Raw genomic sequence first — 25,086 nt, 5'->3', positions numbered from 1 at the left:
ATCATCACACGGGCTTTTCCGTCACTCCCGCGGAGTCGAACGTGGCCACGTCGTGCATCACGCGGACGGCCGCGCAGACCATCGGGTGCGCCAGCAGGGCGCCGGTGCCCTCGCCGAGCCGCAGTTCCAAATCCACCAGTGGGCGCAGGCCGAGGTGGTCGAGTGCGGCGGCGTGGCCCGGCTCCGCCGAGCGGTGGCCCGCGACGCAGTGGTCGATCGCGCCGGGGTCGAGCGCGGCGGCCGCCAGCGCGCCGGCGCCGGCGATGACGCCGTCGAGGATCACCGGCACGCGGGCCGCCGCACCGCCCAGGATGAAGCCCGCGATGGCCGCGTGCTCGAAGCCGCCGACGGCCGCCAGGGCCCGCAGCGCCTCGCTCGGCTGCGGGGGCGAGCCCGAGCCGTCCGTCAGGCCGTTGGCGAGGATGGCCTCGCGGACGATCTCGACCTTGCGCTCGTAGGTCTCGTCGTCGATGCCCGTGCCCCTGCCGGTCACCTCGGCGGCGTCCCTGCCGGTGAACACGGAGATCAGCGCGGCCGAGGCGGTGGTGTTCGCGATGCCCATGTCGCCGGTGATCAGGCAGCGGGCCCCGGAGTCGACCAGGTCGCGGGCCACGGTGATGCCGGCCTCCAGCGCCCTGACGGCCTGGTCGACGGTCATGGCCGGACCCTTGGACAGGTCGGCGGTGCCGTACCCGATCTTGCGGTTGACGAGGTTGGGCGCGTCGGGCAGGTCGGTGGCGACGCCGACGTCGACCACGGTCACCGACGCGCCGACCTGCGCGGCGAAGGCGTTGGCGACCGCGCCGCCCGCCAGGAAGTTGGCCACCATCTGGACGGTCACCTCCTGCGGCCAGGGGCTGACGCCGCGGGCGTGCACGCCGTGGTCGGCGGTGAAGATGGCCAGCGCCGCGGGGAAGGGCATGGGCGGCGGACAGGCGCCGGACGCCCCGGCGAGGCGTACCGCGATCTCCTCAAGAACGCCGAGCGAGCCGCGAGGCTTGGTCAGGCGGTCCTGGTGGGCTCGAGCGTCGGCGATCGCCCGCCTGTCGGCGGGACGGATCGCGGCGAGCGTCTCAGCGAGCACTGCTAACAACCTCCACTTACGGGACGAGTTGGAGCGCTTCCTCATATCTGTCGATCACGACATCGGCCAGAGTCTCGCAGTCGCCGATCACTTCTGCGCAGCGGATGTCAAGGTCCGGGTGCCCGGCGCCGTACGCCAGCGCCTGCGCCCACACCCTCTCCAGCATGCCGCCCGCGAACAGCAGATAGGGCACCACGATCACGCGCTTGGCCCCGAGGCGGCGGCAGCGTTCGAGCCCGCCGGGCACGCCGGGCGGGGTGACGGAGACGAACGCGGTCTCGACGGTCATGAAGTCGTAGGCGTGCGTCTCCCAGAACAGCCGCGACACCCGGTGGACCTCGGCGTTGGCGGCGGCATCGGTCGAGCCCTCGCCGACCAGCACGACCGCGGTCTCGCCCGGCTCGACATGCGCGGGATGGTCCTCGACGGGCAGCGCGTCGACGGCGCGCAGCCGTGGCCTGGCGCCCGCCAGCTCCAGCGCGCGCGGCCTGGACAGCTCGCTGGCGGCCTCGTTGAGCCGCTCGGCCAGCAGCGTCAGCACACGCGGGTCGGGCCCGAGCGGGCGGCCGTAGTCGTACATCAGCGTCGGGTGACGCTGCTGCTCAAGCGCCATCGCGGCGGGGAACTCCTCCCCCATCCTGCTGAGGCTCATCGGCAGGGCCACGAGCCGGTGATGTCCCTTGGCGACCAAAGAGGAGACGGAATCGCTCAGCCGGGGAGTGGCGCGCTCCAAGTAACCGCCCGAGACGTCGGCGCCCGACTGGTCGAGGCGGCAGCGGAGCCGGTGTACGAACCTGCCGAACTCCGCGGCGTAGGCGTCGTCCTGAGAGCCCTGCCCGATCAGCAGGAGCGGCGGCTTCATTGTGAGGGATTCTCCGGTGCGGTAGACAAAGTCACGCGAGGATAACCGATGCGTAGCGGTAGGGGACAGGTCAGGCCGTGTGCGCAGGTGTCGCGTGCACCACGAAGACCGGGTCAGAGGCGGTCAAGCGGTGCGAGCCGTCGGGGTTGAGCGTCAGGTTGGAGGCCAGTATCTGGGTGCCCTCGCCGCGGTAGCCCTGCTCACGCAGCCGGTCGAGCACGGCCGAGACCTGCTCGACCTTGGCGAGTGCGCACACCAGCGTACGCGGTCGGCGGGCCGCGCACGCGACCACCACGTCGGGGCCGCCGCCGCCCACGAAGACAGCGTCGGGGTCGGGCAGCGGCTCCAGAGCCGGAGGCGCCTGTCCCCTGGTCAAAGCCACTTTGACACCGTACAGGAGCACGTTGGCGCGCAGCTTGGCGCAGGACTCCTCATCGCGTTCGACGGCCACGACGGCCGCGCCGAGCCTGGCGCATTCGACGGCGATCTCGCCGACGCCCGCGCCGACGTCCCAGACCAGGTCGCCGAGCCGGGGACCGAGCTTGGCCAGGACGAACGCCCTGACCTCAGCCGGGAGCCCGCCCTCGAACGGCAGCGCCCACTCCGCGGGGCCCGGCCTGGCGCCCGCCACCCAGCTCGGCTCCTTCGGCCGGTGCAGCGGGTCGATGACGAGGACCACGTCGGGGTCCTTCCACGGGCGGGTGGTGGCCTCGCCCATGCGGCTGTGCGTGATCCGCTGGTCGGGGCCGCCCAGGTCCTCGCACACGATCAGCGCGCGCGGCGTGGTCGGGGCCAGCTCCCTGGCGATCTCGGCGGGGCCGACGCCGGGCGCGACGATCAGCGCGACCTTGGGGTGGGCGCGGCAGGCGTTGACGACGCGGTTGAGCTGCCGCGGCCCCGAAGGGGCGACGACCAGCGCGTCTTCCCAGTTGAGCCCGGCGCAGCCGAAGGCGCGGGTGACCAGGGACATCGCCGGCAACACGTCCGGGTTGAGGCCGTGTGCCCGCAACGTGCGGACGACTCCGAAGAATCCGGGATCGCCCTCCGTGACCACGACGGCGGGGCCCTGACCGTGTTCCAGGTGGTCATCCAGGGTTTCGAGCAGCGACCCGTCGGCTGCGGTCGTCGCGGTGAGCCTGAGCTGCGCCAAAATGGCGTCGGGTCCGACGACGAGTTCCGCCTCGTGGAGTTTGTCCACCGCCTTCGCCGGAAGCTCGGATCCGTCCCAGCCGACAACCGTGATCATTGTGCCTCACCGTCCTCATCTCAAGGGTGCCGGGTGCGGAGGGGTTTCACAAAGGGTGCGGAGGTCAGTCCGGCGTGCCCTCAGGCCAGGTCGGACGGGATGAGGCTGTAGACGATCAGATCGTCACCGGCCAGAGCCGCACGGGCCACGCCTTCGCGGACGAAGCCGGCTTTCTCCGCGACCCGCTGCGAAGCGGTGTTCGAGGCGACGGCGCGCAGTTGCAGCCGGCGGAAGCCATGCCGCTCGAACAGCCAGCGCGCGATGGCCGTGACGGCCTCCCCCGCGTAGCCCCTGCCGCGCGCCCACGGGGCCGTCATGTAGCCGATCTCGGCGCTTCTGCTGTGCCAGTCGAGGTCCCTGAGATCCACGTTGGCGGTGTAGCGTCCGGTGTCGAGCTCTTCGACGGTCCAGGCGATGCCCGCGCCTCTCATCCGCATGCGTTCCGAATGGTCGATGTAGGCCTTGGCGTGCCCTTCGGTGTAGTCGCTCGGCACGCCGGTCTGGGCCTGGGTGAGCGGGTCCGCGGCGGTGGCGGTCAGGTGCGGGACGTCCGCGGCGGCCTGGGGGCGCAGGAGCAGCCGTTCGGTGCGCAACTCCGTCCTGGGCAGGGCGCCGGCGGGCGCGCGGCCGTCGTCGCGCAGCAGGCCGAACATGACGAGGTCGTGCGGGCCGTCGTCCTCCATGATCGCGGATCGGAGCACGCCTTCCCAGGTGAAGCCCGCTTTCTGGGCCACGCGCAGAGAGGCGAGGTTGTCCAGGTTGGCCGTCAGGTCGATCCTGCGCAGCCCCAGGGTCCCGAACGCCCAGCCGACCAGCCCGCGCACCGCCTCGGTGGCGAAGCCCCGGCCCCGGTAGAGCGGGTGCACGCCGTACCCGACCTCGGTCGTGCCCGCGCTCCACGAGGTCTTGAACAGGCTGATGGCGCCCACGATCAGGCCCTCGGCGTCCGTCATGGCCAGGTGCAGGCCCTGGCCCGAGCGGCGCAGCTCGTGCACGCCGTGCGCGAGCCACTGCGCGACGCCGGAGGTCTTGGCCGGCGCGCCGGGCGGGAGGAACTGGACGCCCGACTTCACGATGGCACGGAGCCTGACCGCGTCCTGGGGGCCGAACGGCCGGAGAGTGAGCCGTTCCGTAGCGATGTTCACATCGGAATCGAACACGCTCGGCAGAGTACACAGTGGCCATGTTTGCCCACGAAAGCAGGGGTAGGAGCGCGGTTGAGAGGAGTGTGGGAACCATGGCACAACGGGGGAGCGACAAGCACAGCGCACGCCTGGACGACCAGCAGAAGCATGAGACCGAGGGCCTGATTCGCGGCTGCGGTCCCACGCACGCCGAGGAGTGGAAGGACCCCGAAGGCATGCCGGCGCCGGGCGAGGGGCTGCGGCAGTCGTATCCGCCCGGCCACGAGCCGGGGACCCCGCCCGGCATCACACAGCGTGGCGTCGATATCCGCAGTGATCTGGCGAAATGGCTCAGCGACGCTCGTTGGCCCGCGAACAAGCACGAACTCGCCCGACACGCCGAACGCGTGGGCGCCCCGGACCCGGTGCTGGACATGGTCGGCTCCCTCCCGGAACGCCGCTTCAGGAACGTGGCCGAGGTCGCCAAGGCCCTCGGGCTCGGTGTGGAAATCCGGAGGTGGTGACCCGTGCGGCTCGACTTCATCCGGCCCCTGTACGAGCGGCGCGGCCCGTACGCGTCGGTCTACCTCGGCGCGCTCACCGGCCCAGAGCGGGCGGCCCACTGGCGCAGCGTGCGCGACCGGCTCGACGGCCAAGTGGACAAGCGGACCCTGGACGCCCTGGAGGAGGAGGCGCTGCGGGCCGCCGCGGGGCGGGCGCTGTTCGCCACGCACGGTGACGTGGTGCTGGCCGAGTCGCTGGCGGAGCCGCCGTCCGAGATCGCCATGTACTCGCCTTTGCCGCACATCACGACGATGCTCATGCGGCGCGGCGAGAACATCCCGCATCTGCGCGTGATCGTGGATCACGCCGGGGCGGAGCTGACGGTGTTCGGCGGCGGATCGCCGCGCCGGGCCGTGGTGGCGGCCGACCTGTGGCCGCTGCAGAAGACCGCGCAGGGCGGCTGGTCGCAGAAGCGCTACGAGAGGGCGGTGGACGAGACCTGGGAGAAGAACGCGGTGGCCACCGCGCGCGAGGTCGACGAGCAGGTACGCCGCATCGGCGCGCAGCTGATCCTGGTGGCCGGCGAGCCGAAGTCGCGCTCGTACCTGCTGGAACATCTCAACACCAAGTCCGTGGACCGGGTCATGATGGTCGAGCACGGCAGCCGCTCCAACCACGGGCAATTCGAGCACGACGTGGAGAAAGCGCTCGACGACTGGCTCGGCCGCAAGCGCGCCGAGCTGCTGGAACGGCACCAGGAGAGCGCGGGCCCCGTCGGCGTGGCCCGCGTCGCGCAGGCCCTGCGCGAGGGCCGCGTGCAGGCCGTGCTCTCGCCCGGCGAGCTGCCGCGGCTCATCTGGATCGGCGCGGGCGGCACACAGCTCGCCACCGACGCCGGCGAACTGCGCCGCTGGGGCGTGGACGAGCCGGTTCAGGAACGCGCCGACTCCGCGCTGGCCAGGGCGGCGGCGATGACCGACGCGGAGCTCTGGTTCACCGACGGCGTCACGGACGTGGCCGCCGTCCTCAGGTACTGATGATCACTTCCAGGGTTCTGGGGCCGTGGACGCCCTCAACCCTGTTCAGCTCGATATCGCTGGTGGCCGAGGGGCCGCTGATCCAGGTGAGCGGACGGGACGGGTCGAGCCGGGCGATCGCCTCCGGCGCCCCCGCCACGATCTGATCGGCCCGGACCACGCACAGGTGGTAGTCGGGGACCAGCGTCTGCGCCCTCGTGCCCTGACCGGGGCCGTGATCGAGAACGATCGTGCCGGTCTCCGCGACCGCCACGGCGCAGCCGGTGATCACGCCGTCGGCCGTGTCGAGGTCGCCCCAGCCGCCGTCCCGCTCGAAGCCGTCCGGGACGATCATGCGGCGTCCCGCGACGCTCTCCTCGATCCTGCCGGGGACCTCGGAGGCGGGCAGCACGTGCACGATCGCGCGGTAGTCGTCGACTCGCTCGGCGAAAAGACCCACCAGGTCATCGACCTGCTGCGTCGTACGGTAACGACGGGGGACGTCCACCTCGTCCGCACCGGCCACGGCCCTGCCGATCCTGGCCAGAATCTCCTCACGCGCGCCCATCCCGCTCCCTCCCCATGGGTCACTCACCCTTCTCACTCGCTTCGCTCGCTGCGTTGGGTTCGCTCCCTGCCCATTTGGTCACTCACCCTTCTCACTCGCTTCGCTCGCTCCGTTGGGTTCGCTCCCACCAGTCTCTGAAGGATTCTTCCGGAATCTCCGGGACGTCCCTGGTGTCGGTCCAGGACGACAGTGGTCCCGGCAGTCTCTTGGGTACCAGCTTGCGCAGGCGGGTGGCTGCGTGCTGGGCCTTGGCCAGGCGCTGGTGGTCGTTGAGTATCCAGCCCGCGACCTTCATCCCGGCCCGCTCCGCCGCCGCGTGCGGGGCCTTGGCCCGCAGGTCGACCAGGACCTCCGGGATGTCGATGGCGACCGGGCAGACCTCGTAGCAGGCGCCGCACAGGCTGGAGGCGTACGGCAGCGAGGCGTCCAGGTCCGACGACATGCCCCTGAGCTGCGGGGTCAGGATCGCGCCGATCGGCCCTGGATAGACCGAGCCGTACGCGTGGCCGCCCGTGCGCTCGTAGACGGGGCACACGTTCAGGCAGGCCGAGCAGCGGATGCAGCGCAGCGCCTGGCGGCCCACCTCGTCGGCGAGCACGTCGGTGCGGCCGTTGTCGAGCAGCACCAGGTGGAAGTCCTGGCCCTCGACCGAGCCCGTCCACATGCTCGTATAGGGATTCATCCGCTCGCCCGTGGAGCTTCTCGGCAGTAGTTGGAGGAAGACCTCCAGGTCCCGCCAGGAGGGCAGAAGCTTCTCGATCCCGACGACGCTGATGAGGGTCTCGGGGAGCGTCAGGCACATGCGGCCGTTGCCCTCCGATTCCAGCACCACCAGCGTGCCGGTCTCGGCGATCATGAAGTTGGCGCCGGAGATGGCGACCTTGCTCTTGAGGAAGCGTTCGCGCAGGTGAAGCCGGGCCGCCTCGGCCAGCGCGGGTGGGTCGTCGGTCAGGTTCTCCGGGACTTTGGGCATCTTGTCCAGGAAGATCTCGCGGATCTCCGACCTGTTGCGGTGGATCGCGGGGACCAGGATGTGGCTGGGGAAATCGTCGCCGAGCTGGACGATCAGCTCGGCCAGGTCGGTCTCGTACGCGGTGATGCCCTGCTCGGCCAGCGCCTGGTTGAGCTCGATCTCCTGGGTTGCCATCGACTTGACCTTGACCACCTCGGTCTCGCCGGTGGCCTTGACCAGGCCGGTGACGATGCGGTTGGCTTCGGCGGCGTCCCTGGCCCAGTGGACGGTGCCGCCCGCCCTGGTCACGGCCTCTTCGAGCTGGAGGAGGTAACGGTCGAGGTGGCGGAGGGTGAGGTCCTTGATCGCCTTGCCGGCGGCGCGGAGCTCCTGCCAGTCGGGCAGTTCGGCCACGACGCCTGCGCGCTTGCCGCGGATGGTGTGGGTGGCTTTCCGGAGGTTGTAGCGAAGCTGCGAGTTTTGGACGGCTTTCTCAGCGTTTTTCGGGAAATTTCCGGGCATGCCGAGGAATGTCGCGCTCATTGGGCCTCCTCCGTCGACGCGAGGATCTCCGCCAGGTGCATGGTCCTGACGCCGGTCTTCTGGCGGCTCAGGGTGCCCCCGATGTGCATGAGGCAGGAGTTGTCCGCCGCGCACAGCACTTCGGCACCCGTGTCCAGGATGTTCCTGGTCTTGTCGGCGCCCATCGCGGCGGAGACGGAGGGGTTCTTGACCGCGAACGTCCCCCCGAAGCCGCAACATTCCTCCGCGCCCGGCAGCGGCACCAGCTCCAGGCCCTTGACGTTGCGCAGCAACCGGGTGGGCCGGTCGCCGAGGCGGAGGCCACGGAGTGAGTGGCATGTCGGGTGATATGTCACCCGGTGCGGGAAATATGCGCCTACGTCGTCTGTCTTCAGGACGTCAACCAGGAACTCGGACAGCTCATAAACCTTCGGGGCCACCTCGGCGATCGCCGCCGCTCCCCTGCTGCCCGGACGCGCCAGCTTCGGGTACTGCTCACGCACCATGGCGGCGCACGACCCCGATGGGGCGACGACGGCGTCGTACCCGGCGAACACCTCGGTGAAGTGCCGCGCCAGCCGTACGCCCTCCTCCCGATAGCCCGTGTTGACGTGCATCTGCCCGCAGCACGTCTGGGCGACGGGGAAGTCCACGTCACAGCCGAGCCTGCGCAGGAGCGACACGACGGCCTTGCCGGTGCCGGGGAAGAGCGTGTCGTTCACGCACGTGATGAACAGGGCGACTCTCACAGCCCTCCTTCCAAGGCCCACAGCCTGGACCAGGTAACACAGCAACGCGGCAGCCCCACGAGCAGGCCTGCCAAGCGGACTGCCGACAGCAGGGCGGCAGACCCACGAGCGGGTTTCTTGTTGGCCGATGAGAAATCCGCCAAGCGGACTGCCGCCACCACCCGCACCAGGCAGAACAGTAGGGCGGCAGGTTTCTTGTTGGTATGGTCTGACCACAGTATGGTCAGACCATATCGAACCACGCCCATTCCAGCCACCATGAGGGAGGCTCGTTGGACGGCAGCGGCTGGCGTCCCGTCAAGCGCACGCGGACGTTCGAGGACGTGCTCGCCCAGATCGAGCGGCGCATCGCCGAGGACGGCCTCACCGTGGGCGACCGCCTGCCCGCCGAGCGCCAGCTCGCCGAGCAGCTCGGCGTCAGCCGTTCGTCCGTGCGGGAGGCCATGCGTGTCCTGGAGACCCTCGGCGTGGTCTCCTCCCAGGTGGGCCGGGGCCCCGACGCCGGGGCCGTGCTCACCTCACGCCCGGACTCGGCGCTGACGGACCTGCTCAGGCTCCACCTCGGGCTGGCCAGCCTGGAGATGCGCGAGGTCATCGACACCCGGCACATGATCGAGCAGTGGGCCGCCGCGCACGCCTCCGCCCTGGCCGCCTCCGGGCGCGCCGACGCCTCCGGCCTGGCCGCCGCCCTCGCCGGGATGGACGCGGCGGGAACGGCGGAGGAGTTCGTCGAGCACGACACCGCCTTCCACTGCGCGATCGCGGACGCGTCAGGCAATCGCCTCATCGCCGCCATCATGCGCTCACTGCGCGACTCCATGCGGAGATACTCGGTCGAAGCGGTGCAGCGCCTGGGCGACACGTCGATCCTGCGGGCCGACCACGTCCGCATCCTGGAGGCCATCGAGGGCGGCCGGGCCGACGAGGCCGTAAGGGCCGTGTCGGAGCACCTGGCCCACGCGTACCCGTCGTTGTTCCCCGCCGGCTGACGCGCTCATCCGCTCATGTCGGCCTGTCTGCAGCTCGCGCCCCCGCACATCATCATCCCCCGCAGCCGCTCGTCCAACCTGACCAGCAGCGACCGGTCGGCGGTGCTCGCCAGGTTGCGGAGCTGGTGGGGGTCGTGCTCCAGGTCGTAGAGCTGGAGCTCGCCCGTCTCGTACCGGACATAGGTGTAGCGCTCTGTCCGCAACGCCCGATAGGCGGGCACCGGGGTCTGGGCGGCCGACGAGCGGTTGGACGGCCTGTCGAACTCGACCAGGACGTTCTTGCGCCAGTTCGACGGCGACCTGCCGCGCAGCAGCGGAACCAGAGAGCGGCCTTCGGCGAACGGCGGCGTCGCCGCCCCGCCCAGGTCGGCGAAGGTGGTGGCCAGGTCGACCGTGGCCCCCATGTGGTCGATCGTGGATTCCTGCTTGATGCCGGGGCCGCGGACGACGAGCGGGATCCTGATCGCCTCCTCGAACGGAGTGGTCTTGCCCTGCTTGAGCCGGTGCGTCCCAAGATGGAAGCCGTTGTCCGAGGTGAAGAAGATGTAGGTGTCGTCGAGCTGGCCCGACTGGCGCAGCGCGTCCATGACGGACCCGACGAGGTCGTCCACGCCCAGCATGGCGCGCATGCGGTCGCGGTAGCGCTCGTCGACCTCGGCGATGCCCTCCGGCGTGATCTTGGGACGGGACCGCAGCCAGAGCGGCTCGGCACTCAGGTCGTCCTGGTTGAACGACGGCGGGCGCGGCGCCGCGGCCAGCGGGAAGGCGTTGGCGTGACGGACGGCGGGGTTGGTCGGGTTGTGCGGGCCGACGGGGGCCAGGTAGAGGAAGAACGGCTCCTTGGACGCGGTGATGAAGTCGTGGGCCTTGCGGGCCAGGACGTCCGACAGGTAGTCCTCTTCGGTCCAGTCGTAGTCGAACAGCTCGCCGTTCTCGTTGAGGCGGTAGCCGTACTCCTCGTAGAGGTCGCGCACGGGCACGTCCCATTCGTCCCATCCGGGCGGCACGAACTTCTCATCGGCGGTGGCACCCGGATAGTGGTTGAGGAACTTGCCCATCAACGCCGTACGGTATCCGGCCTCCTGCATCCAGGTGCCGACCGTGGAACGTTCCAGACCCAAGGTGTGGAAGCGGTCGAATCCCCCCTCCGGTGCAGTGTTGGTGTAGACGCCATGACTATGGACGTACTGACTGCGCAGGATCGACGACCTGGAGGGGCAGCACCAGGAGTTCGACACGAAGAAACGGTCGAACGAGGCGCCTTGGCGCACGAGTTCCTCGGTGATGTTGGGAAAGTACCGCAGCGTGCCCGCTTCGAGATCGTCGGCCATGATGAACACGATGTTCGGCCGAGAATCACCCTCGGCCATCGTGGTCTCCGCCGCCGGCAGGAGAAGCAGCAGGAGACACGCGAGACGACATAGGCCCTTGACCACAGAGTGTGACTTCCCCGATAGATCCGCCATTGACACCCGGGCCCGCCGCCGCCGTAATAGAACTTAATTCCGGAGGTGTCCCATGAAGCTTGGCTTGAACCTTGGCTACTGGCAGCGTAACGCCGATGACGCAACGGAATCGGTGCTCGCCGCGGAACGTCTCGGCTATGACTCGGTATGGACGGCGGAGGCATACGGTAGCGATGTTTTTACCCCTTTGGCCTGGTATGGAGCTCGGACCAGCCGCATCAAACTGGGCACTTCGATCGCCCAGATGTCGGCCAGGCCACCCGTCACGACGGCGATGACCGCCATGACCCTCGACCACCTCACGGGCGGCCGGTTGCTGCTCGGGGTGGGCGCCTCCGGCCCGCAGGTCGTGGAGGGCTGGTACGGCCAGCCGTTCGCCAAACCGCTGGCCAGGACGCGCGAGTACATCGAGATCATGCGCAAGGTCTGGCGCCGCGAGGAACCCGTCACGAACGAAGGACCGCACTACCCGCTGCCGCTGCCGGACGGACTGGGCAAACCACTCAAACTCATCACGCATCCGCTCCGCTCGGACATCCCTGTCTACCTCGGGGCGGAGGGCCCCAAGAACGTCGCGCTCGCCGCCGAGGTCGCGCAGGGGTGGCTGCCGCTGTTCGCGTTCCCTGCCAAGATCGAGGAGATGTACGGAGAGTCACTGGCCGGCGCTCCCGAGGGCTTCGACGTGGCCGCCATGGTGATGGTGTTGATCTCCGACGACGTCCGGGCCGCGCTGGACGGCGTGAAGATGATGCTCACCCTCTACATCGGCGGCATGGGCGCCAAACAGCGCAACTTCCACGCCGACATCATCGGCAGGATGGGCTACGCCGAGGCCGCCGAGCACATCCAGTCGCTCTACCTGGCCGGGAAGAAAGACGAAGCGTTCAAGGCGATCCCGGATGAACTGGCCGACGGCATCTCGCTCGTCGGCCCGCCCGGGAGGATCAAGGAACGGCTTGAGCTGTGGCGCGAGAGTCCGGTCACGAGCCTGCTCGTCATGGGACCACGCGACGAACCCTCACTGAAACTGATCCGCGACCTGGTACTCGGCTGACGGCCATCGCCCAGCGCAGGGCCGGGACCTGGCGGCTGACGCCCCCGCGCCGGTCTCCGGCCCCTTGGAACCGAGGGCCGGTCAGTCGGGGCGTGGGGCCGGGTCGGTGGTGACCGAGCGCAGCAGCGGCCTGCTCAGCGCCCCTGCGGCGACCACGCCGCCGAAACCGGCCACGACGCAGACGACCAGCGTGATCACCCCGTTCGTGCTCATTCCGCCAATCATGAATGGCATCGCGCAGAACACCCCGGTCAGGATCGCCCCGCCACCCATGACCGTCAGCGGGATCAGTGTCTCCGCGCGCCGCGCCCCGTCGAGCACCTCCAGCGGCGTGCCCGCCAGCCGCAGCAGCCCGTACGTCTGCCGCCGGTCCAGGATCGACGACGCGGCCGTGATCCCCGCGCTGGCGATGGCGACCAGGAACGAGACCGCCAGCACCACCACCGTGCCGACCCGGACGTCAGCCAGGATCTGCAGGCCGAACCGCTCCTCGTCGGTCTCGGTCGTGGGCGTGCGTCCGGGGACGAGCCCGGCCAGCGCGGTACGCGCCCTGTCGACCGTGACCGTGTCGGCGTAGCTGCCCAGGGCCGCGACGACGACGTTCTCCGACGCCTTCACGGTGGAGGTCACCTTGGCGGCGGCCAGCCGTTCACGGGCCCGCTCCGCCACCTGCTCCACCTGTCCGGCCGGCGCGGTGACGCGGAGCTGGGCAGGCTCGGCCTCGCCGCCGAACGCTCCCGGGCTGAGCAGCCCGATGAAGCCCGCCACGAAGCCGGCCAGCGCCACCCCGCTCACCGTCCGCCAGGCGGCGCGCGGGTCGTCCACGAGCCTGCGGGCCGCGAGCAGCCGGGCGGGGCGGCGGGCGTACCTGGCGGCGATCCTGCCGATCATGCCGACCACCCAGGGTCCGGCCAGGTTGAGGCAGAGGAAGGCCAGCCCGAGCGCCACCGCGACGACCGCCACGCTGCGGTCCCTGGCCAGCAGCGGGAACGCGGCCAGCACCGCAAGCAGGGCGAGCACCCGTACGAACCGCATGGCGGGCGGCGTCTCGCGCTTGGCCACGCCGAGCGGGCTCACCACGACGCGCCGCAACCCGACCACCGCCGAGAGCCCCACCAGCAGCGGCACCGCGACCAGCACACCGGCCAGGACCAGTGGGCTCGGAAACAGGTCGGCGACGAACCATGAGCCGCCCTGCATCTCGATGCCCGCCAGCAGCGGCGTCGCCGCCGCGAAGGCGATCGCGCCGACGAGGGCGCCGGCCAGCGCGACGATCATCGCCTCGGCCACGGTCATGCCCACCACCTGGCCCGGCGTCGCCCCGACCAGCCTGAGCGCCGCCAGCCGCTGATCCCGCCTGGCCACCGTGAGCCTGGCCGCCGCGCCCCCGAACACCAGCAGCGGCACCACCATCAGCACGCTCGCGACAACCGTGAGCACCTGGTACACCTGCGCGTCCTCGCTCGGGGCGCCCGCCAGGCCGGCGACCTTGGTGGGCAGTTTGCCCTCGATCCAGTCGTTGCTGCGTTGGGCGGTCATCGCGGGTGCGTCCGGCGCGTGGCCGACGACCGCCACCAGCTCGTCAGGGTGGACCAGCCCTTCGTCGCCGAGCACGCCCTTGGGGCCGGGGTAACGCTTGGCCAACTGGTCTGACGGCAACTGGCGGGCCAACTCGGCGAGGGCCGGTGACAACCACACCTCACCGGGCGCGGGGAAGCGGGGCAGCCCCGGTGGCGCGGGCGCGCCCGGTTTCAGCGCGGCCAGGTCGATGACGGTGATCGCCTGGTCGCGTACGTAGTCGAAGCGCGAGGCCTCGATCGCCACCGCGTTCGAGGTGGCGGGGACCGGGTTGCGCCACGCGCCCCGTTCGGCCCTGGCGGCGAAGGCGAAGTTCACGGCCACGGCGAACAGCAGCAGCGCCGTGGACACGGCCACGGCGCCCAGGGTCAGCCAGGTGCCGAGCATGCCCTTGCGGCCCGAGCCCTTGAGCAGGCGCCAGGTGAGGTCGAGGTTCACGCGGTGCTCCTGGCGGCCGGCCGCGTCAGAGCGGAGTTCTGAGGGGCCGGCTGACGACCGTCGCCCATCGACCCGCCACCCGCCTCCGGGGAACCTCCCGTGGCGATCAGGTGGCCGTCGCGGACTTCGACCGTGCGGTCGCACCATCCGGCCACGTTCGTGTCGTGGGTGACGACGATCAGCGAGGCGCCGTTGTGCTTGGTCGCCTCCACCAGCAGCCGCATCGTGTCGTGCCCGGTCTGCTGATCGAGCGCCCCTGTGGGCTCGTCAGCGAACACCACGGCCGGTTTGCTCACCAGCGCCCTGGCGATGGCCACCCGCTGCGCCTGGCCTCCGGACAGCTCCCCCGGCCGCCTGGCCTCCATGCCGTGCAGGCCCAGGGGCGCGAACCACTCGCGCGCCTGCCGTACCGCCTGCGCCCTGGGCACCCCGCCCAGCATGAGGGGCAGGGCCACGTTCTCCTCGGCGGGCAGTTCTGGCAGGAGCTGGCCGAACTGGAAGACGAACCCGAAGCGGGTGCGGCGCAGCCCGCTGCGGCGGCGTTCGCCCATCGTGTCGATGCGCTGGCCGAGCAGGTGCACCTCGCCCGCGTCCGGCTTCATGATCCCCGCCAGGCAGTGCAGCAGCGTCGACTTGCCGGAACCGCTGGGGCCCATGATCGCCACGGCCTCGCCGCCCCGTACGGTGATGTCCACGCCGCCCAGGGCGACCGTCTGCCCGAACCGCTTGGCCAGGGCTCGTCCAACAAGTACGTCGTTCATGACGAACAGGCTCTCGCCCGGAGGGGGTGCGGCGGATCGGCCGTGCGACCAGATCTCCCTCGTCCGAACGGCTGATTCTAGAGTTGGGGCCGTGACTATTCGGGTTCTCATCGCCGATGACCAACAACTGGTACGCACCGGCTTCCAGATGATTTTGGACGCTCAACCGGACATGGAGGTCGTGGCCGCGGTGGCCGACGGCGCCGAGGCGGTGTCGGAGGCCAGGCGGCTGCGGCCGGACGTGTGCCTGCTCGACATCAGGATGCCCAAGCTGGACGGGCTGGAAGTGACCCGGGTACTGGCGGGACCGGGAGTGGAGAACCCCCTGCGCGTGGTCATCGTGACCACGTTCGACCTGGACGAGTACGTCTACGGGGCGCTGCGCTCCGGCGCCACCGGGTTCCTGCTCAAGGACAGCGGGCCCACGCTGCTGATCGAGGCCGTCAAGGCGGCCGCGGCGGGTGACGCGCTGGTGTCACCGTCGGTGACCGTGCGCCTGCTGCAGCACCTGACCCAGCCCCGGCGGGCCGCGCTCCCCTCGAACGAGCTGCTGACCGATCGCGAGCTGGACGTCGTGCGGCTCGTGGCGAGGGGGCACACGAACCAGGAGGTGGCGGCGGAGCTGTTCGTGTCGCTCTCGACGGTCAAAACCCATCTCGGCAGCATCCAGACGAAGCTCGCTGTCCGCAATCGGGTTGGAATCGCGGCTTGGGCGTGGGAATCCGGCGTGGTGAGCTGATTAACAGCGGGGCTCGCGGGATACAAGTGAATCAGAACCTCAGCGCATGGCCCGGGGGGAGAACAACGTGCGCTACGCCCAGTCACCGCCCACGAGAGCCGCTATTGCCGTATATGTAACGCTTGCCGCACAAGTCTTCTCTCTTGGTGCCCTCGTCATCTTCGAGCATTTCCGCGGCCGTGAACTCGCCGCCCAGATCGCCGCCTTCGGCGGCCGGCCAGAAGGCGCCGACGCGGAGGCCGTGGTGGGGGCGGTGACGGTGTTCGCGGTGCTGATGATGCTGGTCGCCGGCACCACGATCGCCGCGGCGGCCGCCTACGTGACCTGGCTCGTCCGGGCCAGGCAGGCAGGCGACCGCTCCGCCCCGACGGGCCCGGTGGCCGCCGCCTGGCTCCTGCCCGGCATCAACCTCGTGGCCCCCGCGGTGCTGGTGGACGAGATCTGGCGTACCGCCCGCCCGCCCGCAGGACAGCGCGGCCGGTGGCTGGCGCTGCTGGCCGGGTGGTGGCTGAGCTGGCTCACCACGCTCGCCCTGATCACCATCCGCCTCCCGCTCGACGCCACGAAAGGCGACCTCACGGGGGTGGGGCTGCCGGAACTGGCCTGCGCCGTGGTGACCGCCCTGCTGTGCGCGGCCACCGTACGCGAGCTGACGCGCCTGCAAGGTGCGGCCCGCCTGCCCTGGACGACGGGGTCGGAGCCCAGCACGGTACACACCTTCTCCCCCCAACCACCGCAACCCACCTCGGACTCCACAGCCATCGGCCGTACGGGCTGAGACCTCATTCGAAACCGGCCGCCATGCCGAAGCGGGCCAGGGCGCCTGCTTCCAGGGCTACCCAGATCGCCCCGTCCGGGCCGGCCGTCAGCCCATGTGGCTCGGCCTTACGTGCCTGCTCCCCTTCCGTCCGGGCCGGCAGGTGAGGGAGCGGGTGTTCCTCGATCGTGCCGTCGGTGGTGATGCGGCCGAGACGGCCTGCGCCCCATTCGGTGAACCAGAGCGCCTCATCGGGGCCGGAGATGATCGCATGAGGTCGGCAGGCGCGGTCGGGAAGGGGGAACTCGGTGATCTTCCCTGAGGTGTCGATGCGCCCGACCTGGCCCGCGCCGATCTCGACGAACCAGAGCGCGTCGTCCGGCCCCCGCGTGATGCCCACCGGTGCGGCCCCTGCCGTCGGGAGCGGATGTACGGCGACCTCGCCCGCCGGCGAGATGCGCCCGATGGCGTTGCCCTGGTTGAGGGTGAACCACAGAGCGTCATCCGGACCGGCCGTGATGAAGGCGGGCATGCCGCCCTCCACCGGCACCTCGAACTCCGAAACAGCGCCGTCGGCGCCGATGCGGCCGATCCTCGCGGGTTCCATCTGCGTGAACCACACGGCTCCGTCAGGACCGGCGGCGATCCCGTAAGGCGACAGCGCCTTGTAGGGCCTCACCTGCCCGTCGGCGGCGATGCGGCAGACCCGCCCGCCCTTCCCCTCGGTGAACCACATCGCCCCGTCGGGCCCGGGCGTGATCACGGTCGGCAGGCCGTCGGGCGGGTCGAGCTGATGGATCACCGGGCTCTGGCCGGGAACCATCCTGCCGATCCTGCCCTGGTGGACGAGCGTGAACCAGAGCGCGCCGTCGGCACCGGTGGCGATGCCGTACGGGGCGCCCTCATCGATCATGGTCAACACAGGTATCCCTTTCGGAAGAGTCGGATGAGCACGCCTGATCAGGATGGAACTCCAATCGCAACCGGGGTAGCGTTAGCGTGCCATACGGGCAAGGCTAACGCAACTGGAGTAGATTTTGGAGTCGAGCAAGCGGCCCGGTGGCCGTAGCGCGCGGGTGCGGGACGCCGTGCGGCAGGCCACGCTCGCCGAGCTGGTCGAACGCGGCTATCCGGGGCTGACGGTGGAGAACGTGGCCGAGCGGTCAGGGGTGCACAAGACGACCGTCTACCGGCGGTGGGGCAGCGTCGAAGGGTTGATCTCCGATGCCCTTGAGCTGGCCAAGGACGAGCCGTGGCCCATTCCGGACACCGGTTCCATCGAGGGTGATCTGCGGGGGATCGTCCAGCTCGTACGTACAGGGTTCGACGATCCCGAACTGGGGCCGGTGTCGACGGCGTTCGTGGCGGCGGCCGTGCAGAATCCGGACGCCGCGCGGGCGTTGCACGAGTTCTTCGTCGCCCGGCACGAACAGTCGGCCGAGGTGGTGCGGCGGGCGGTCGCGCGAGGCGAGCTTCCCGACGTCATCGACGTGCGGGAGGTGGTCAGGGTCGCGGTGGCGCCCGTGTACTACCGGCTGTTCGTCGCGCATGAGCCGGTGAGCGAGCGGGACGCCGACCGCGCCGCCGACGCCGCACTGGCCGCCGCCCGCGCCGGGGTCCTTTGACCGGGACAAACCCCAGGGCTCAGGGGTCCTTCTGGCCGCGTAGTTCGAAGTCGTCGAACGTCGTCTTCAGCAGCGCCTCGCTCCTCTTGGGCGTACGGGCGAAAAGCCCCAAGGCCCCGTTCCCGATCCCATGCGGATCCTCCACCTGGTGCACCCGCTGATCATTGACCCACAACGTCAACCGCACGGCCGCCCCGGCCTGCTCGCACGCGGCCACCATCCGTGCCTTCCCCGGCAGCCCGTCCACCTGGACGGGCTGCGCGATGGTGCCCCCGGCCCCGTCGACGATCCGCCGGATTCTGGCCCTTCCGGTCGTGTCGAGCGCGAACTCGTAGTAGGTGTCGTCATCGTCGGAGTTGTGGCAGTAGATGCCGTACTCGCCGGTCCCGACCGACCTCTTGACCTCGGCGGTGACGCCGATCACGACGGACGAGGGCAGCATCGGGGTGGGCGAGGCCGACGGGTCGGGGGTGGTCGTCGGCTTGGCGACGAGGAACGGGATCGGCGCCCGCGCCAACCGTTCTTCGTAGCCTTCCTCCACATCCAGCCCGTACGTGCCGTCCGCGCGGTACCCGTAGCTGGTCGAATCATCCGGATCGTAGGTGCCGTTCCAGCCGCCCGTGCTCTGCGTGAAGTCCTCGCGGTAGAGCACGGGCAGGTCGTCGGGCGGTCCTGACGGGATCAGCGCCCACACGGTCGCGGCGCCGGCCACGACGACGGCCGCGGCCACCGCGCCCCAGAGCAGCAGCTTGTTCCTGGGCTTGTTCTCCAAGGCGAACGGCGTGGTCGCCCGCTGCCAGGCCACCTGTACGGTCTGCGCCGCCTGCTCCGGCGCGGCCGACCGCCCGACGAGGTGGTCGAGGAGTTGCTGAGCCGTGGGCCGCCTGGCCGGGTCCTTGTCGAGCGAGGCCGCGACCAGTTCGCGCAGGCCGGGTTCGACGTCGTCGAGCTTGGGCTCGGTGTTGAGCACCTGGTAGACGATGGCGGGCAGCGTGTCGCCGCCGAAGGGCGCCCGTCCGCTGGCCGCGAACGCGACCAGGCAGCCCCACGAGAACACGTCGCAGGCCGGTGAGACCGGGTCGCCGCGCAGCACCTCGGGCGCCATGTAGCGGGGTGTGCCGACCAGTTCTCCGGTGCCCGTGACACCGCCGAGCGTGTCGAGCGCCCGCGCGATGCCGAAGTCGATCACGCGCGGGCCGACGGGCGACAGCAGCACGTTGGACGGCTTGAGGTCCCTGTGCACCACCCCCGCCCCGTGGATGGCGGTGAGCGCCGTGGCCACGCTGACGGCCAGCGCGTCGAGGCTGGAGCCGCGCAGGGGCCCCGACTGCTGGACGGCCTCGTCGAGGTTGGGCCCCGGCACGTACTCGGTGACCACGTAGAGCTGGTCGCCCTGCAGCGCGGCCTCGATCACGGCGGCCGTGCAGAACCTGCGTACCCTCTGGGCGGCGTCCGCCTCCCTGCGAAATCGCATGCGGAACTGCTCGTGCTGGGTGAGCTCCGGGTTGATCACCTTGATGGCGACCCGTTGCCCCGCAGGGTCCTCGGCGAGATGGACCGTGCCCATTCCGCCCCGGCCCAGCACACTAAGCAGCCTGTAGCGCCCGATCTGGGAGGTTTCACCGCTCACGCCGCGTTAGCTTACCGATTGGGGACGTGAATACGCCCTGCATAGGCCAGCGTGGCGGCTGCCATTCCGGTAACGGAACAAGGACGCGGTCGAGCGACGGCAGCCCGTGGCCCGTCCCGGCGACCAGCACGCGGCAGCCGGCCGTGGTGGCCGCCGCGATGCCCGTCGGGCTGTCCTCGATGGCCACGCACCGCCAGGGCGCCGCTCCGAGCCGCCTGGCCGCCTCCAGGTAGGGGTCGGGGTACGGCTTGCCGCGCTCGGTGTCCTCGTTCGCGATCACCAGGTCGAACGCGTGGTCCAGCCGCGGCAGCACCAGTTCCACGATGCTCCGGGGCGAGGCGGTGACCAGCGCGGTGGGGACGGCGGCCGCGGACAGCCCGGACAGCAACTCCTGCGCCCCCGGCATGACCGTCAGCTCCCGCCCGACCAGCTCGGCGAAGCCCTCGGTGAGCCGCCCGGCCACAGAAACCGGTGACGCCTGGCCACAAGACGTCCCGTCCCTTACCAGATGAGCGGCCACGTCCTCGGCCGTCCGCCCGAGAACGTGTGGCACGTCCGAGGCCCCCAAGGGTCGCCCGAGGAAGGCCGCGACCGCCTCGGCGGCCCGCCACCACAACCCCTCGGTGTCGACCAGCGTGCCGTCCATGTCCAGCAGCACCGCCTCGGGGCCGCCGCGCTCAGAGCGCATCGGCGGCCACGACGGGCGCGGGAACCGTGGCCGTGCGGGCCGCCACCAGGACGGGCCGCTCCACCAGCCGCATCGCCACGCGGGTCCCCGTCGTGAACCGGGCCGCCTCGTGCCCCGGCACGTCCGCGAGCACGTCCCCTCCCTCCACCCGCAGCCGCAGCCGCACGGAGGCCCCGCGGAACGAGGCGGCCGTCACCGTGGCGCCCCCGTCCTCGTCCGGGACGACCGTGACGGCCTCCGGACGGACCAGGACGTCGACGGACGGATCTTCCGGAACGGCCCCGTCCACGGGCAGAACCTGCCCGAGAACCCTGACCCGGTCCCCCGAGATCTGCCCCGGCAGGTGGTTCATGGTCCCGACGAACTCCGCCACGAACGGCGTCGCCGGCCGGTTGTAGATCTCGGCGGGCGATCCGACCTGTTCGAGCCGCCCGTCGCGCAGCACGGCCACCCGGTCGGCGATCGACAGGGCCTCCTCCTGGTCGTGGGTGACGAAAATGGTGGTGATGGACAGGCTGTCCTGCAAGCGCCGGATCTCCTCGCGCAGCGCCACGCGCACCTTGGCGTCCAGGGCCGACAGCGGCTCGTCCAGCAGCAGCACGCGCGGCTCCAGGGCGAGCGCGCGGGCCAGCGCGACGCGCTGCTGCTGGCCGCCGGAGAGCTGGTGCGGGTAGCGGTCGGCGTAGGAGGGCAGGCCGACGAGGTCGAGCAGTTCCCTCGCCTTCGCCCGCCTGGTCGCCTCGGGCACCTTGCGTACGCGCAGGCCGAAGGCGACGTTGTCGCGGACGTTCAGGTTGGGGAAGAGCGAGTAGGACTGGAAGACCATGCCCGCGTCGCGCTTGTTGGCCGGAACATCGGTGATGTCCCTGCCGTCCACCAGCACCGCCCCCGAGTCGGGCCGTTCGAAACCGGCCACGCACCGCAGCGCCGTCGTCTTGCCGCAGCCGGAGGGGCCGAGCAGCGCGACGAACTCGCCGGGCGCCACGACCAGTTCGAGGCCGTCCAGCGCGACCGTCTTGCCGAAGACGCGGCGCAGCGCCCGGAACTCCACCGATGCCGTCATTTCCGCTTCTCCTTAGAAACAGCATCCTTGCCGAACGCGCTCGACACGGCCAGCAACAGCAGCCAGATGAGGAAGAGGCTGAGGATCGAGACGGCCACCGAGAGCTGCCCCTTGGAGCCGGAGACGGTCACGATCCAGACCGCGAACGGCTCGTACCCCAGCAGGCTGGCGACCGTGTACTCCCCCAGCACCAGGGCCAGCGTCAGGAACGAGGCGCTGGCCAGGGCCGAGCGCAGGTTCGGCACGATCACCCGGAACAGCACGTACGGCCACGAAGCCCCGAGGTTGCGGGCCGCCTCCACCAGCGTCCGCACGTCCATGGTGCGCAGCCCGGCATCCAGCGACCGGTAGACGAACGGCAGCACCAGCACCACGTACGCCAGCACCAGCACCACCGGGAACGCCGGATCCTGCATGGCGATCAGCGTGGCCCAGAACGGCGTCGGCGCCAGCACCTCGGCGCCGGTGCGCAGCGAGGTGCCGATCCCGGCCACGAACGTGATCGGCGGCACCACCAGCGGCAGCGTGCACAGCACCTCCATCACCGGGCGCAGCCCCGGCGCGAAGAGGCGTACGGCCAGCATCGCCGGCAGCGCGAGCAGCAGCACCAGCACGATCGTGGCGGCCGCGAGGCCCAGGGAGAGCGCGAGCGAGCGCAGGAAGCCTTCGGCGCTCAGCAACTCCCCGTAGGCCGAGAGGGACACCCCCGTGGCAGGCGTGTAGACCGTGTACCAGAGCGAGGCGCCGAGCGGGATCAGGAAGTAGGCCGCGGCCACCAGGAGCACCGCCCAGCGCCACACGGCGGGCCGGGCGGCGGTCCCGGAGACCCGCTCCAGGCCGGTCAGCGCAGCCATCGGGAGCTCCTTTTCTGCAGCGGCAGGTAGACGGCCATCACCAGCCCGGCCACCAGGACCATGTCGAGGCTGAGCGCCAGGGCGACGTTCTCGTAGCCGACGAGCACGTCGCCGGTGAGCGCGCTGGCGATCTTCAGCGTGACCAGCGGGACGACGGTGCCGACCATGGCGTTGGCGGTGGCGTAGGCGGAGAAGGCCGACCCGAACAGCAGCACCACCCCGCCCAGCATCGCCGGCGTCAGCACGGGCAGCGCGACGAAGCGCCAGTAGTGCCAGGCGGTGGCGCCGCTGCTCGCCGCGGCCTCGCGCCACTGGGGCCGCAGCCCGTCCAGCGCGGGCGCCATGACCAGCACCATCAGCGGGATCGAGAAGTACAGGTAGACCACGACGAGCCCCCAGAAGGTGTACAGCGCGCCGGAGGGCAGCCCGACCAGGCCGCTGATCACGCCGGAGTTGCCGAGCGTGGCGATCCAGAAGAAGGCCAGCGGCACGCCGCCGAAGTTGGCGAGCACGCCGGAGGCCGTCAGCACGGACTCGCGCAGCCACGTGGCGCGGGAGGTGACGACGGCCTGGGCGAGGAGCGTCCCGAGGACGGCGCCCAGCAGCGCGACCACGGCCGACAGCCGCACACTGCCGATCATGGCGGTGAGGTAGCCGCCCTGCAGGCTCCGCGACATGTTCGCCAGGCTCAGCTCTCCTTGCGCCGTGAAGGCCCCCGCCACCAGCGCGATGGCGGGGACGCCGAAGACGACGGCGAAGAAGGCCAGCAGGGGCAGCGCCCCCAGCCGGCCGCGCGAGCCTGTCATCCCGAGATCGCGGCGTCCCAGCCGCTCGCCAGCTTGGCCTTGGCCGCGTCCACCTGCGCGGTCGTGGGGAAGGTCGGCTCGCCTTCCACCGAGGGCAGCTTGTCCGCCAGGGTCTTGTCCACGGTGCCGTCGGCGGTCATCGAGGGCAGCAGGACGGGCCGGGCGAAGCCCTTCAGGTAGAGGTTCTGGCCCTCGGCGCTGTAGAGGTACTCCTGCCAGAGCCTGGCCGCGGCCGGGTGGGGGGCGTCCTTGTTGATGGCCTGGGCGTACATCTGGAAGTACTTGCCGTCGGCAGGGATGTTCACCTTCCAGTCGAGACCCTTGGCGGCCATCTGGGGCGCGTAGGCGGCGTTGTTGTAGTCCCAGTCGATGCTGATCTGGGTCTCGCCCCGCTCGATGGTCGCGGGCGTGGTCTCGACCGGGTTGTAGTTGCCCGCGTCCTTCAGCTTCTTGAAGAACTGGATGCCGGGATCGATGTCGTCGAACGAGCCGCCACCCGCCAGGGCGGCGGCGTACACGCCGGCGAAGGCCGAGCCCGCCTTGGTGGGGTTGCCGTTCAGCGCGACCTTGCCCTTGTACTCGGGCTTGAGCAGGTCGGCGAAGCTCGTCGGGCAGGTGGTGATCTTCTTGGCGTCGCAGCCGATGGAGATGTAGCCGCCGTAGTCGTTGACCCAGAGCCCGGTCGGCTCCTTCTGCCCCTCGGGGATCTTGTCGAACGACTGCACCTTGTACGGCGCGAACAGCCCCTCGGCGGCGCCGCTGATCGCGAACGACTGGCCGAGGTCGAGCACGTCGGGGGCGCGGTCCTGGCCCTTGCGGGTCTTGACGGCGTTGATCTCGTCGGCGCTGGCCGCGTCGGGGGTCTCGCTCTCGATCTTGATACCGTACTTTTCCTGGAACTTCTGAATGATCTCTCCGTAGTTGGCCCAGTCGGGCGGAAGGGCGATGACGTGGAGATTGCCCTCCTTCTTGGCCGCCTCGACGAGCTGGTCGAACCCGCCGAAGTCCGCCGCGGACGTGGCGGCGGCGGCGTTGACGCCGCCCTGAGAAGCTTGGGACGACTGAGCACCGGGCGCGGCGCCGCATGCCGCGGTCATCACGGTCATCGCTGCGGCGACGCCGGCCACACGGGCGCGAGTTGTGAACACGACGCCTCCTTTTTGCTGGGGGTGTGGGAAAAACGTATGGGAACTTGTACAAACAAGCGAGCACCAGTAAGTCCCATGAATGTTGCTCCTTCATGAATGGGAGAGGACGGTGATGGTTGCGCGCTATGAACTGATCGCCGATGGGTTACGGGCCGAGATCCTCTCGGGCGCGCAACCCGTCGGTTCCCAGCTCCCCAGCGAGTCCGAGCTGGCCGAACGCTTCGGCGCGGCCCGCGGCACCGTGCGGCAGGCGGTTGCCGTGCTCGTCGCCGAGGGCCTGGTCGGCTCCCGGCAGGGTGCCAGGCGCATCGTGCTCGGCGCCGCCCGCAGCCAGAGCTTCGCCGAACTGCACAGCTTCGCGCAGTGGGCGCGCGCGGGCGGCCACCGCTTCGGCGGCCAGGTGATCGAGCAGCGCCGCAGGCCCGCGAGCGCCTTCGAGTCGGCCAGACTCGGCAGGGGCGAGGTGCTGGAGGTGCTGCGCGTGCGCTCGCTGGAGGGCGAGCCCGTGCTGGTCGAGCGGACCGTGTACGCCGAGTGGGTGGCCCCCGCCGTCGAGCGGCTCCCCGCCGACTGCGAGTCCGTCACCGAGGCGCTGTACGACTCCATCGGGCTCGTGTTCGCCTACGGCGAGCACCTCATCGACGCGGTCTCCGCCGGCGCCCAGGACGCCAGGCTCCTCGGGGTGCGCCGCGGCAGCCCGCTGCTGCGCCAGCGCAGGACCACGACCACGCACGAGGGCAGGCCGGTGGAGACCTCGGACGACCGCTACAAGCCGGGCAGCGTGACGTTCAGCATCCGCAACTCGATCGGCGCCAACCCCCTCACACGACAGGCCGGCGACTTGCGCTTCTGAGCCGAAGAAC

Annotated in this window: 25 protein-coding genes; 8 read left to right on the top strand and 17 right to left on the bottom strand. The window is 70.5% G+C overall.

Annotated elements, in window-relative coordinates; translation table 11 throughout:
- Positions 1 to 4 precede the first annotated feature (4 nt).
- The 4 genes from cobT to ACFOY2_RS18305 form a co-directional block, all read right to left on the bottom strand.
- A complete protein-coding gene (gene cobT / locus ACFOY2_RS18320) occupies positions 5 to 1,084 on the bottom strand; it encodes a nicotinate-nucleotide--dimethylbenzimidazole phosphoribosyltransferase (RefSeq protein WP_379529250.1) in 1,080 nt (359 codons plus the stop codon).
- A 16-nt stretch (positions 1,085 to 1,100) separates the two neighbouring features.
- A complete protein-coding gene (locus tag ACFOY2_RS18315) occupies positions 1,101 to 1,946 on the bottom strand; it encodes a sirohydrochlorin chelatase (RefSeq protein WP_379529249.1) in 846 nt (281 codons plus the stop codon).
- A 70-nt stretch (positions 1,947 to 2,016) separates the two neighbouring features.
- Positions 2,017 to 3,192: a bifunctional cobalt-precorrin-7 (C(5))-methyltransferase/cobalt-precorrin-6B (C(15))-methyltransferase gene (locus ACFOY2_RS18310; RefSeq protein WP_379529248.1), complete on the bottom strand. Its 1,176-nt coding sequence runs from the start codon at positions 3,190 to 3,192 to the stop codon at positions 2,017 to 2,019.
- An 80-nt stretch (positions 3,193 to 3,272) separates the two neighbouring features.
- Positions 3,273 to 4,352, bottom strand: coding sequence for a GNAT family N-acetyltransferase (locus tag ACFOY2_RS18305; RefSeq protein ID WP_379529247.1), 1,080 nt, complete (start codon positions 4,350 to 4,352; stop codon positions 3,273 to 3,275).
- 77 nt (positions 4,353 to 4,429) lie between these two features.
- Between ACFOY2_RS18305 and ACFOY2_RS18300 the strand changes: the two genes are divergently transcribed.
- Together ACFOY2_RS18300 and ACFOY2_RS18295 are read left to right on the top strand one after the other, a co-directional pair.
- Complete coding sequence (locus ACFOY2_RS18300) at positions 4,430 to 4,840, top strand: DUF2795 domain-containing protein (protein ID WP_379529246.1); 411 nt, start codon at positions 4,430 to 4,432, stop codon at positions 4,838 to 4,840.
- A gap of 3 nt (positions 4,841 to 4,843) precedes the next feature.
- A complete protein-coding gene (locus tag ACFOY2_RS18295) occupies positions 4,844 to 5,857 on the top strand; it encodes a baeRF2 domain-containing protein (RefSeq protein ID WP_379529245.1) in 1,014 nt (337 codons plus the stop codon).
- Here ACFOY2_RS18295 and ACFOY2_RS18290 read toward each other — a convergent pair.
- The 3 genes from ACFOY2_RS18290 to ACFOY2_RS18280 all read right to left on the bottom strand — a co-directional run bounded on the left by ACFOY2_RS18290 (position 5,847) and on the right by ACFOY2_RS18280 (position 8,627).
- A complete protein-coding gene (locus ACFOY2_RS18290) occupies positions 5,847 to 6,404 on the bottom strand; it encodes a LutC/YkgG family protein (RefSeq protein ID WP_379529244.1) in 558 nt (185 codons plus the stop codon). The genes ACFOY2_RS18295 and ACFOY2_RS18290 overlap by 11 nt on opposite strands.
- A 91-nt stretch (positions 6,405 to 6,495) precedes the next feature.
- Positions 6,496 to 7,899, bottom strand: a complete 1,404-nt coding sequence (locus ACFOY2_RS18285) for a lactate utilization protein B (protein ID WP_379529243.1) — start codon at positions 7,897 to 7,899, stop codon at positions 6,496 to 6,498.
- Positions 7,896 to 8,627, bottom strand: coding sequence for a (Fe-S)-binding protein (locus ACFOY2_RS18280; RefSeq protein ID WP_357814705.1), 732 nt, complete (start codon positions 8,625 to 8,627; stop codon positions 7,896 to 7,898). The genes ACFOY2_RS18285 and ACFOY2_RS18280 overlap by 4 nt, the downstream gene beginning before the upstream one ends.
- Before the next feature lie 272 nt (positions 8,628 to 8,899).
- Between ACFOY2_RS18280 and ACFOY2_RS18275 the strand changes: the two genes are divergently transcribed.
- Positions 8,900 to 9,616 (top strand): FadR/GntR family transcriptional regulator, encoded by a 717-nt coding sequence (locus ACFOY2_RS18275; protein WP_379529242.1) that lies wholly within the window; start codon positions 8,900 to 8,902, stop codon positions 9,614 to 9,616.
- Between the two features lie 5 nt (positions 9,617 to 9,621).
- On the opposite strand, the gene ACFOY2_RS18270 is transcribed toward ACFOY2_RS18275, so the two are convergent.
- Complete coding sequence (locus tag ACFOY2_RS18270; RefSeq protein ID WP_379529241.1) at positions 9,622 to 11,082, bottom strand: sulfatase family protein; 1,461 nt, start codon at positions 11,080 to 11,082, stop codon at positions 9,622 to 9,624.
- A gap of 52 nt (positions 11,083 to 11,134) precedes the next feature.
- Here ACFOY2_RS18270 and ACFOY2_RS18265 point away from each other — a divergent pair, with 52 nt between their 5' ends.
- Entirely contained in the window at positions 11,135 to 12,136 is a 1,002-nt protein-coding gene (locus ACFOY2_RS18265; RefSeq protein ID WP_379529240.1) for an LLM class F420-dependent oxidoreductase, read from the top strand.
- Between the two features lie 81 nt (positions 12,137 to 12,217).
- Here the strand turns inward: ACFOY2_RS18265 and ACFOY2_RS18260 are convergent, their stop codons facing one another.
- Both ACFOY2_RS18260 and ACFOY2_RS18255 read right to left on the bottom strand, forming a co-directional pair.
- A complete protein-coding gene (locus ACFOY2_RS18260; RefSeq protein ID WP_379529239.1) occupies positions 12,218 to 14,152 on the bottom strand; it encodes an FtsX-like permease family protein in 1,935 nt (644 codons plus the stop codon).
- Entirely contained in the window at positions 14,149 to 14,913 is a 765-nt protein-coding gene (locus ACFOY2_RS18255; protein ID WP_379529238.1) for an ABC transporter ATP-binding protein, read from the bottom strand. The genes ACFOY2_RS18260 and ACFOY2_RS18255 overlap by 4 nt, the downstream gene beginning before the upstream one ends.
- A 91-nt stretch (positions 14,914 to 15,004) precedes the next feature.
- On the opposite strand from ACFOY2_RS18255, the gene ACFOY2_RS18250 reads away from it, so the two are divergent.
- Positions 15,005 to 15,652, top strand: coding sequence for a response regulator transcription factor (locus ACFOY2_RS18250; protein ID WP_357814689.1), 648 nt, complete (start codon positions 15,005 to 15,007; stop codon positions 15,650 to 15,652).
- Between the two features lie 46 nt (positions 15,653 to 15,698).
- Complete coding sequence (locus ACFOY2_RS18245; protein WP_379529237.1) at positions 15,699 to 16,430, top strand: DUF4328 domain-containing protein; 732 nt, start codon at positions 15,699 to 15,701, stop codon at positions 16,428 to 16,430.
- A 4-nt stretch (positions 16,431 to 16,434) separates the two neighbouring features.
- Here ACFOY2_RS18245 and ACFOY2_RS18240 read toward each other — a convergent pair whose 3' ends face one another.
- Positions 16,435 to 17,322, bottom strand: a complete 888-nt coding sequence (locus ACFOY2_RS18240; protein WP_379529325.1) for a Vgb family protein — start codon at positions 17,320 to 17,322, stop codon at positions 16,435 to 16,437.
- Positions 17,323 to 17,446: 124 nt separating this feature from the next.
- Between ACFOY2_RS18240 and ACFOY2_RS18235 the strand changes: the two genes are divergently transcribed.
- On the top strand, positions 17,447 to 18,034 hold the full coding sequence (locus ACFOY2_RS18235; RefSeq protein WP_357814685.1) for a TetR/AcrR family transcriptional regulator: 588 nt from the start codon (positions 17,447 to 17,449) through the stop codon (positions 18,032 to 18,034).
- 19 nt (positions 18,035 to 18,053) lie between these two features.
- On the opposite strand, the gene ACFOY2_RS18230 is transcribed toward ACFOY2_RS18235, so the two are convergent.
- The 6 genes from ACFOY2_RS18230 to ACFOY2_RS18205 are packed head-to-tail and all read right to left on the bottom strand — an operon-like array spanning position 18,054 to position 24,223.
- Complete coding sequence (locus ACFOY2_RS18230) at positions 18,054 to 19,664, bottom strand: serine/threonine-protein kinase (protein ID WP_379529236.1); 1,611 nt, start codon at positions 19,662 to 19,664, stop codon at positions 18,054 to 18,056.
- Positions 19,654 to 20,352, bottom strand: coding sequence for an HAD family hydrolase (locus tag ACFOY2_RS18225; protein WP_379529235.1), 699 nt, complete (start codon positions 20,350 to 20,352; stop codon positions 19,654 to 19,656). Before ACFOY2_RS18225 ends, ACFOY2_RS18230 begins: the two co-directional genes overlap by 11 nt.
- Complete coding sequence (locus ACFOY2_RS18220) at positions 20,342 to 21,415, bottom strand: ABC transporter ATP-binding protein (RefSeq protein WP_379529234.1); 1,074 nt, start codon at positions 21,413 to 21,415, stop codon at positions 20,342 to 20,344. Before ACFOY2_RS18220 ends, ACFOY2_RS18225 begins: the two co-directional genes overlap by 11 nt.
- Positions 21,412 to 22,269, bottom strand: coding sequence for an ABC transporter permease (locus tag ACFOY2_RS18215; RefSeq protein WP_379529233.1), 858 nt, complete (start codon positions 22,267 to 22,269; stop codon positions 21,412 to 21,414). Before ACFOY2_RS18215 ends, ACFOY2_RS18220 begins: the two co-directional genes overlap by 4 nt.
- Positions 22,257 to 23,075 (bottom strand): ABC transporter permease, encoded by an 819-nt coding sequence (locus ACFOY2_RS18210; protein ID WP_357814671.1) that lies wholly within the window; start codon positions 23,073 to 23,075, stop codon positions 22,257 to 22,259. The genes ACFOY2_RS18215 and ACFOY2_RS18210 overlap by 13 nt, the downstream gene beginning before the upstream one ends.
- Positions 23,072 to 24,223, bottom strand: a complete 1,152-nt coding sequence (locus ACFOY2_RS18205; RefSeq protein ID WP_379529232.1) for an ABC transporter substrate-binding protein — start codon at positions 24,221 to 24,223, stop codon at positions 23,072 to 23,074. Before ACFOY2_RS18205 ends, ACFOY2_RS18210 begins: the two co-directional genes overlap by 4 nt.
- 112 nt (positions 24,224 to 24,335) lie before the next feature.
- Here ACFOY2_RS18205 and ACFOY2_RS18200 point away from each other — a divergent pair, with 112 nt between their 5' ends.
- Positions 24,336 to 25,076 carry a GntR family transcriptional regulator gene (locus ACFOY2_RS18200; protein ID WP_379529231.1) on the top strand — a complete coding sequence of 247 codons (741 nt, stop codon included), beginning with the start codon at positions 24,336 to 24,338 and terminating at the stop codon, positions 25,074 to 25,076.
- Positions 25,077 to 25,086 lie beyond the last annotated feature (10 nt).

The sequence above is a fragment of the Nonomuraea purpurea genome (genome assembly GCF_042650645.1).
Taxonomy (GTDB): Bacteria; Actinomycetota; Actinomycetes; order Streptosporangiales; family Streptosporangiaceae; genus Nonomuraea; species Nonomuraea purpurea.
This window is presented reverse-complemented; position numbering and strand designations above follow the sequence as displayed.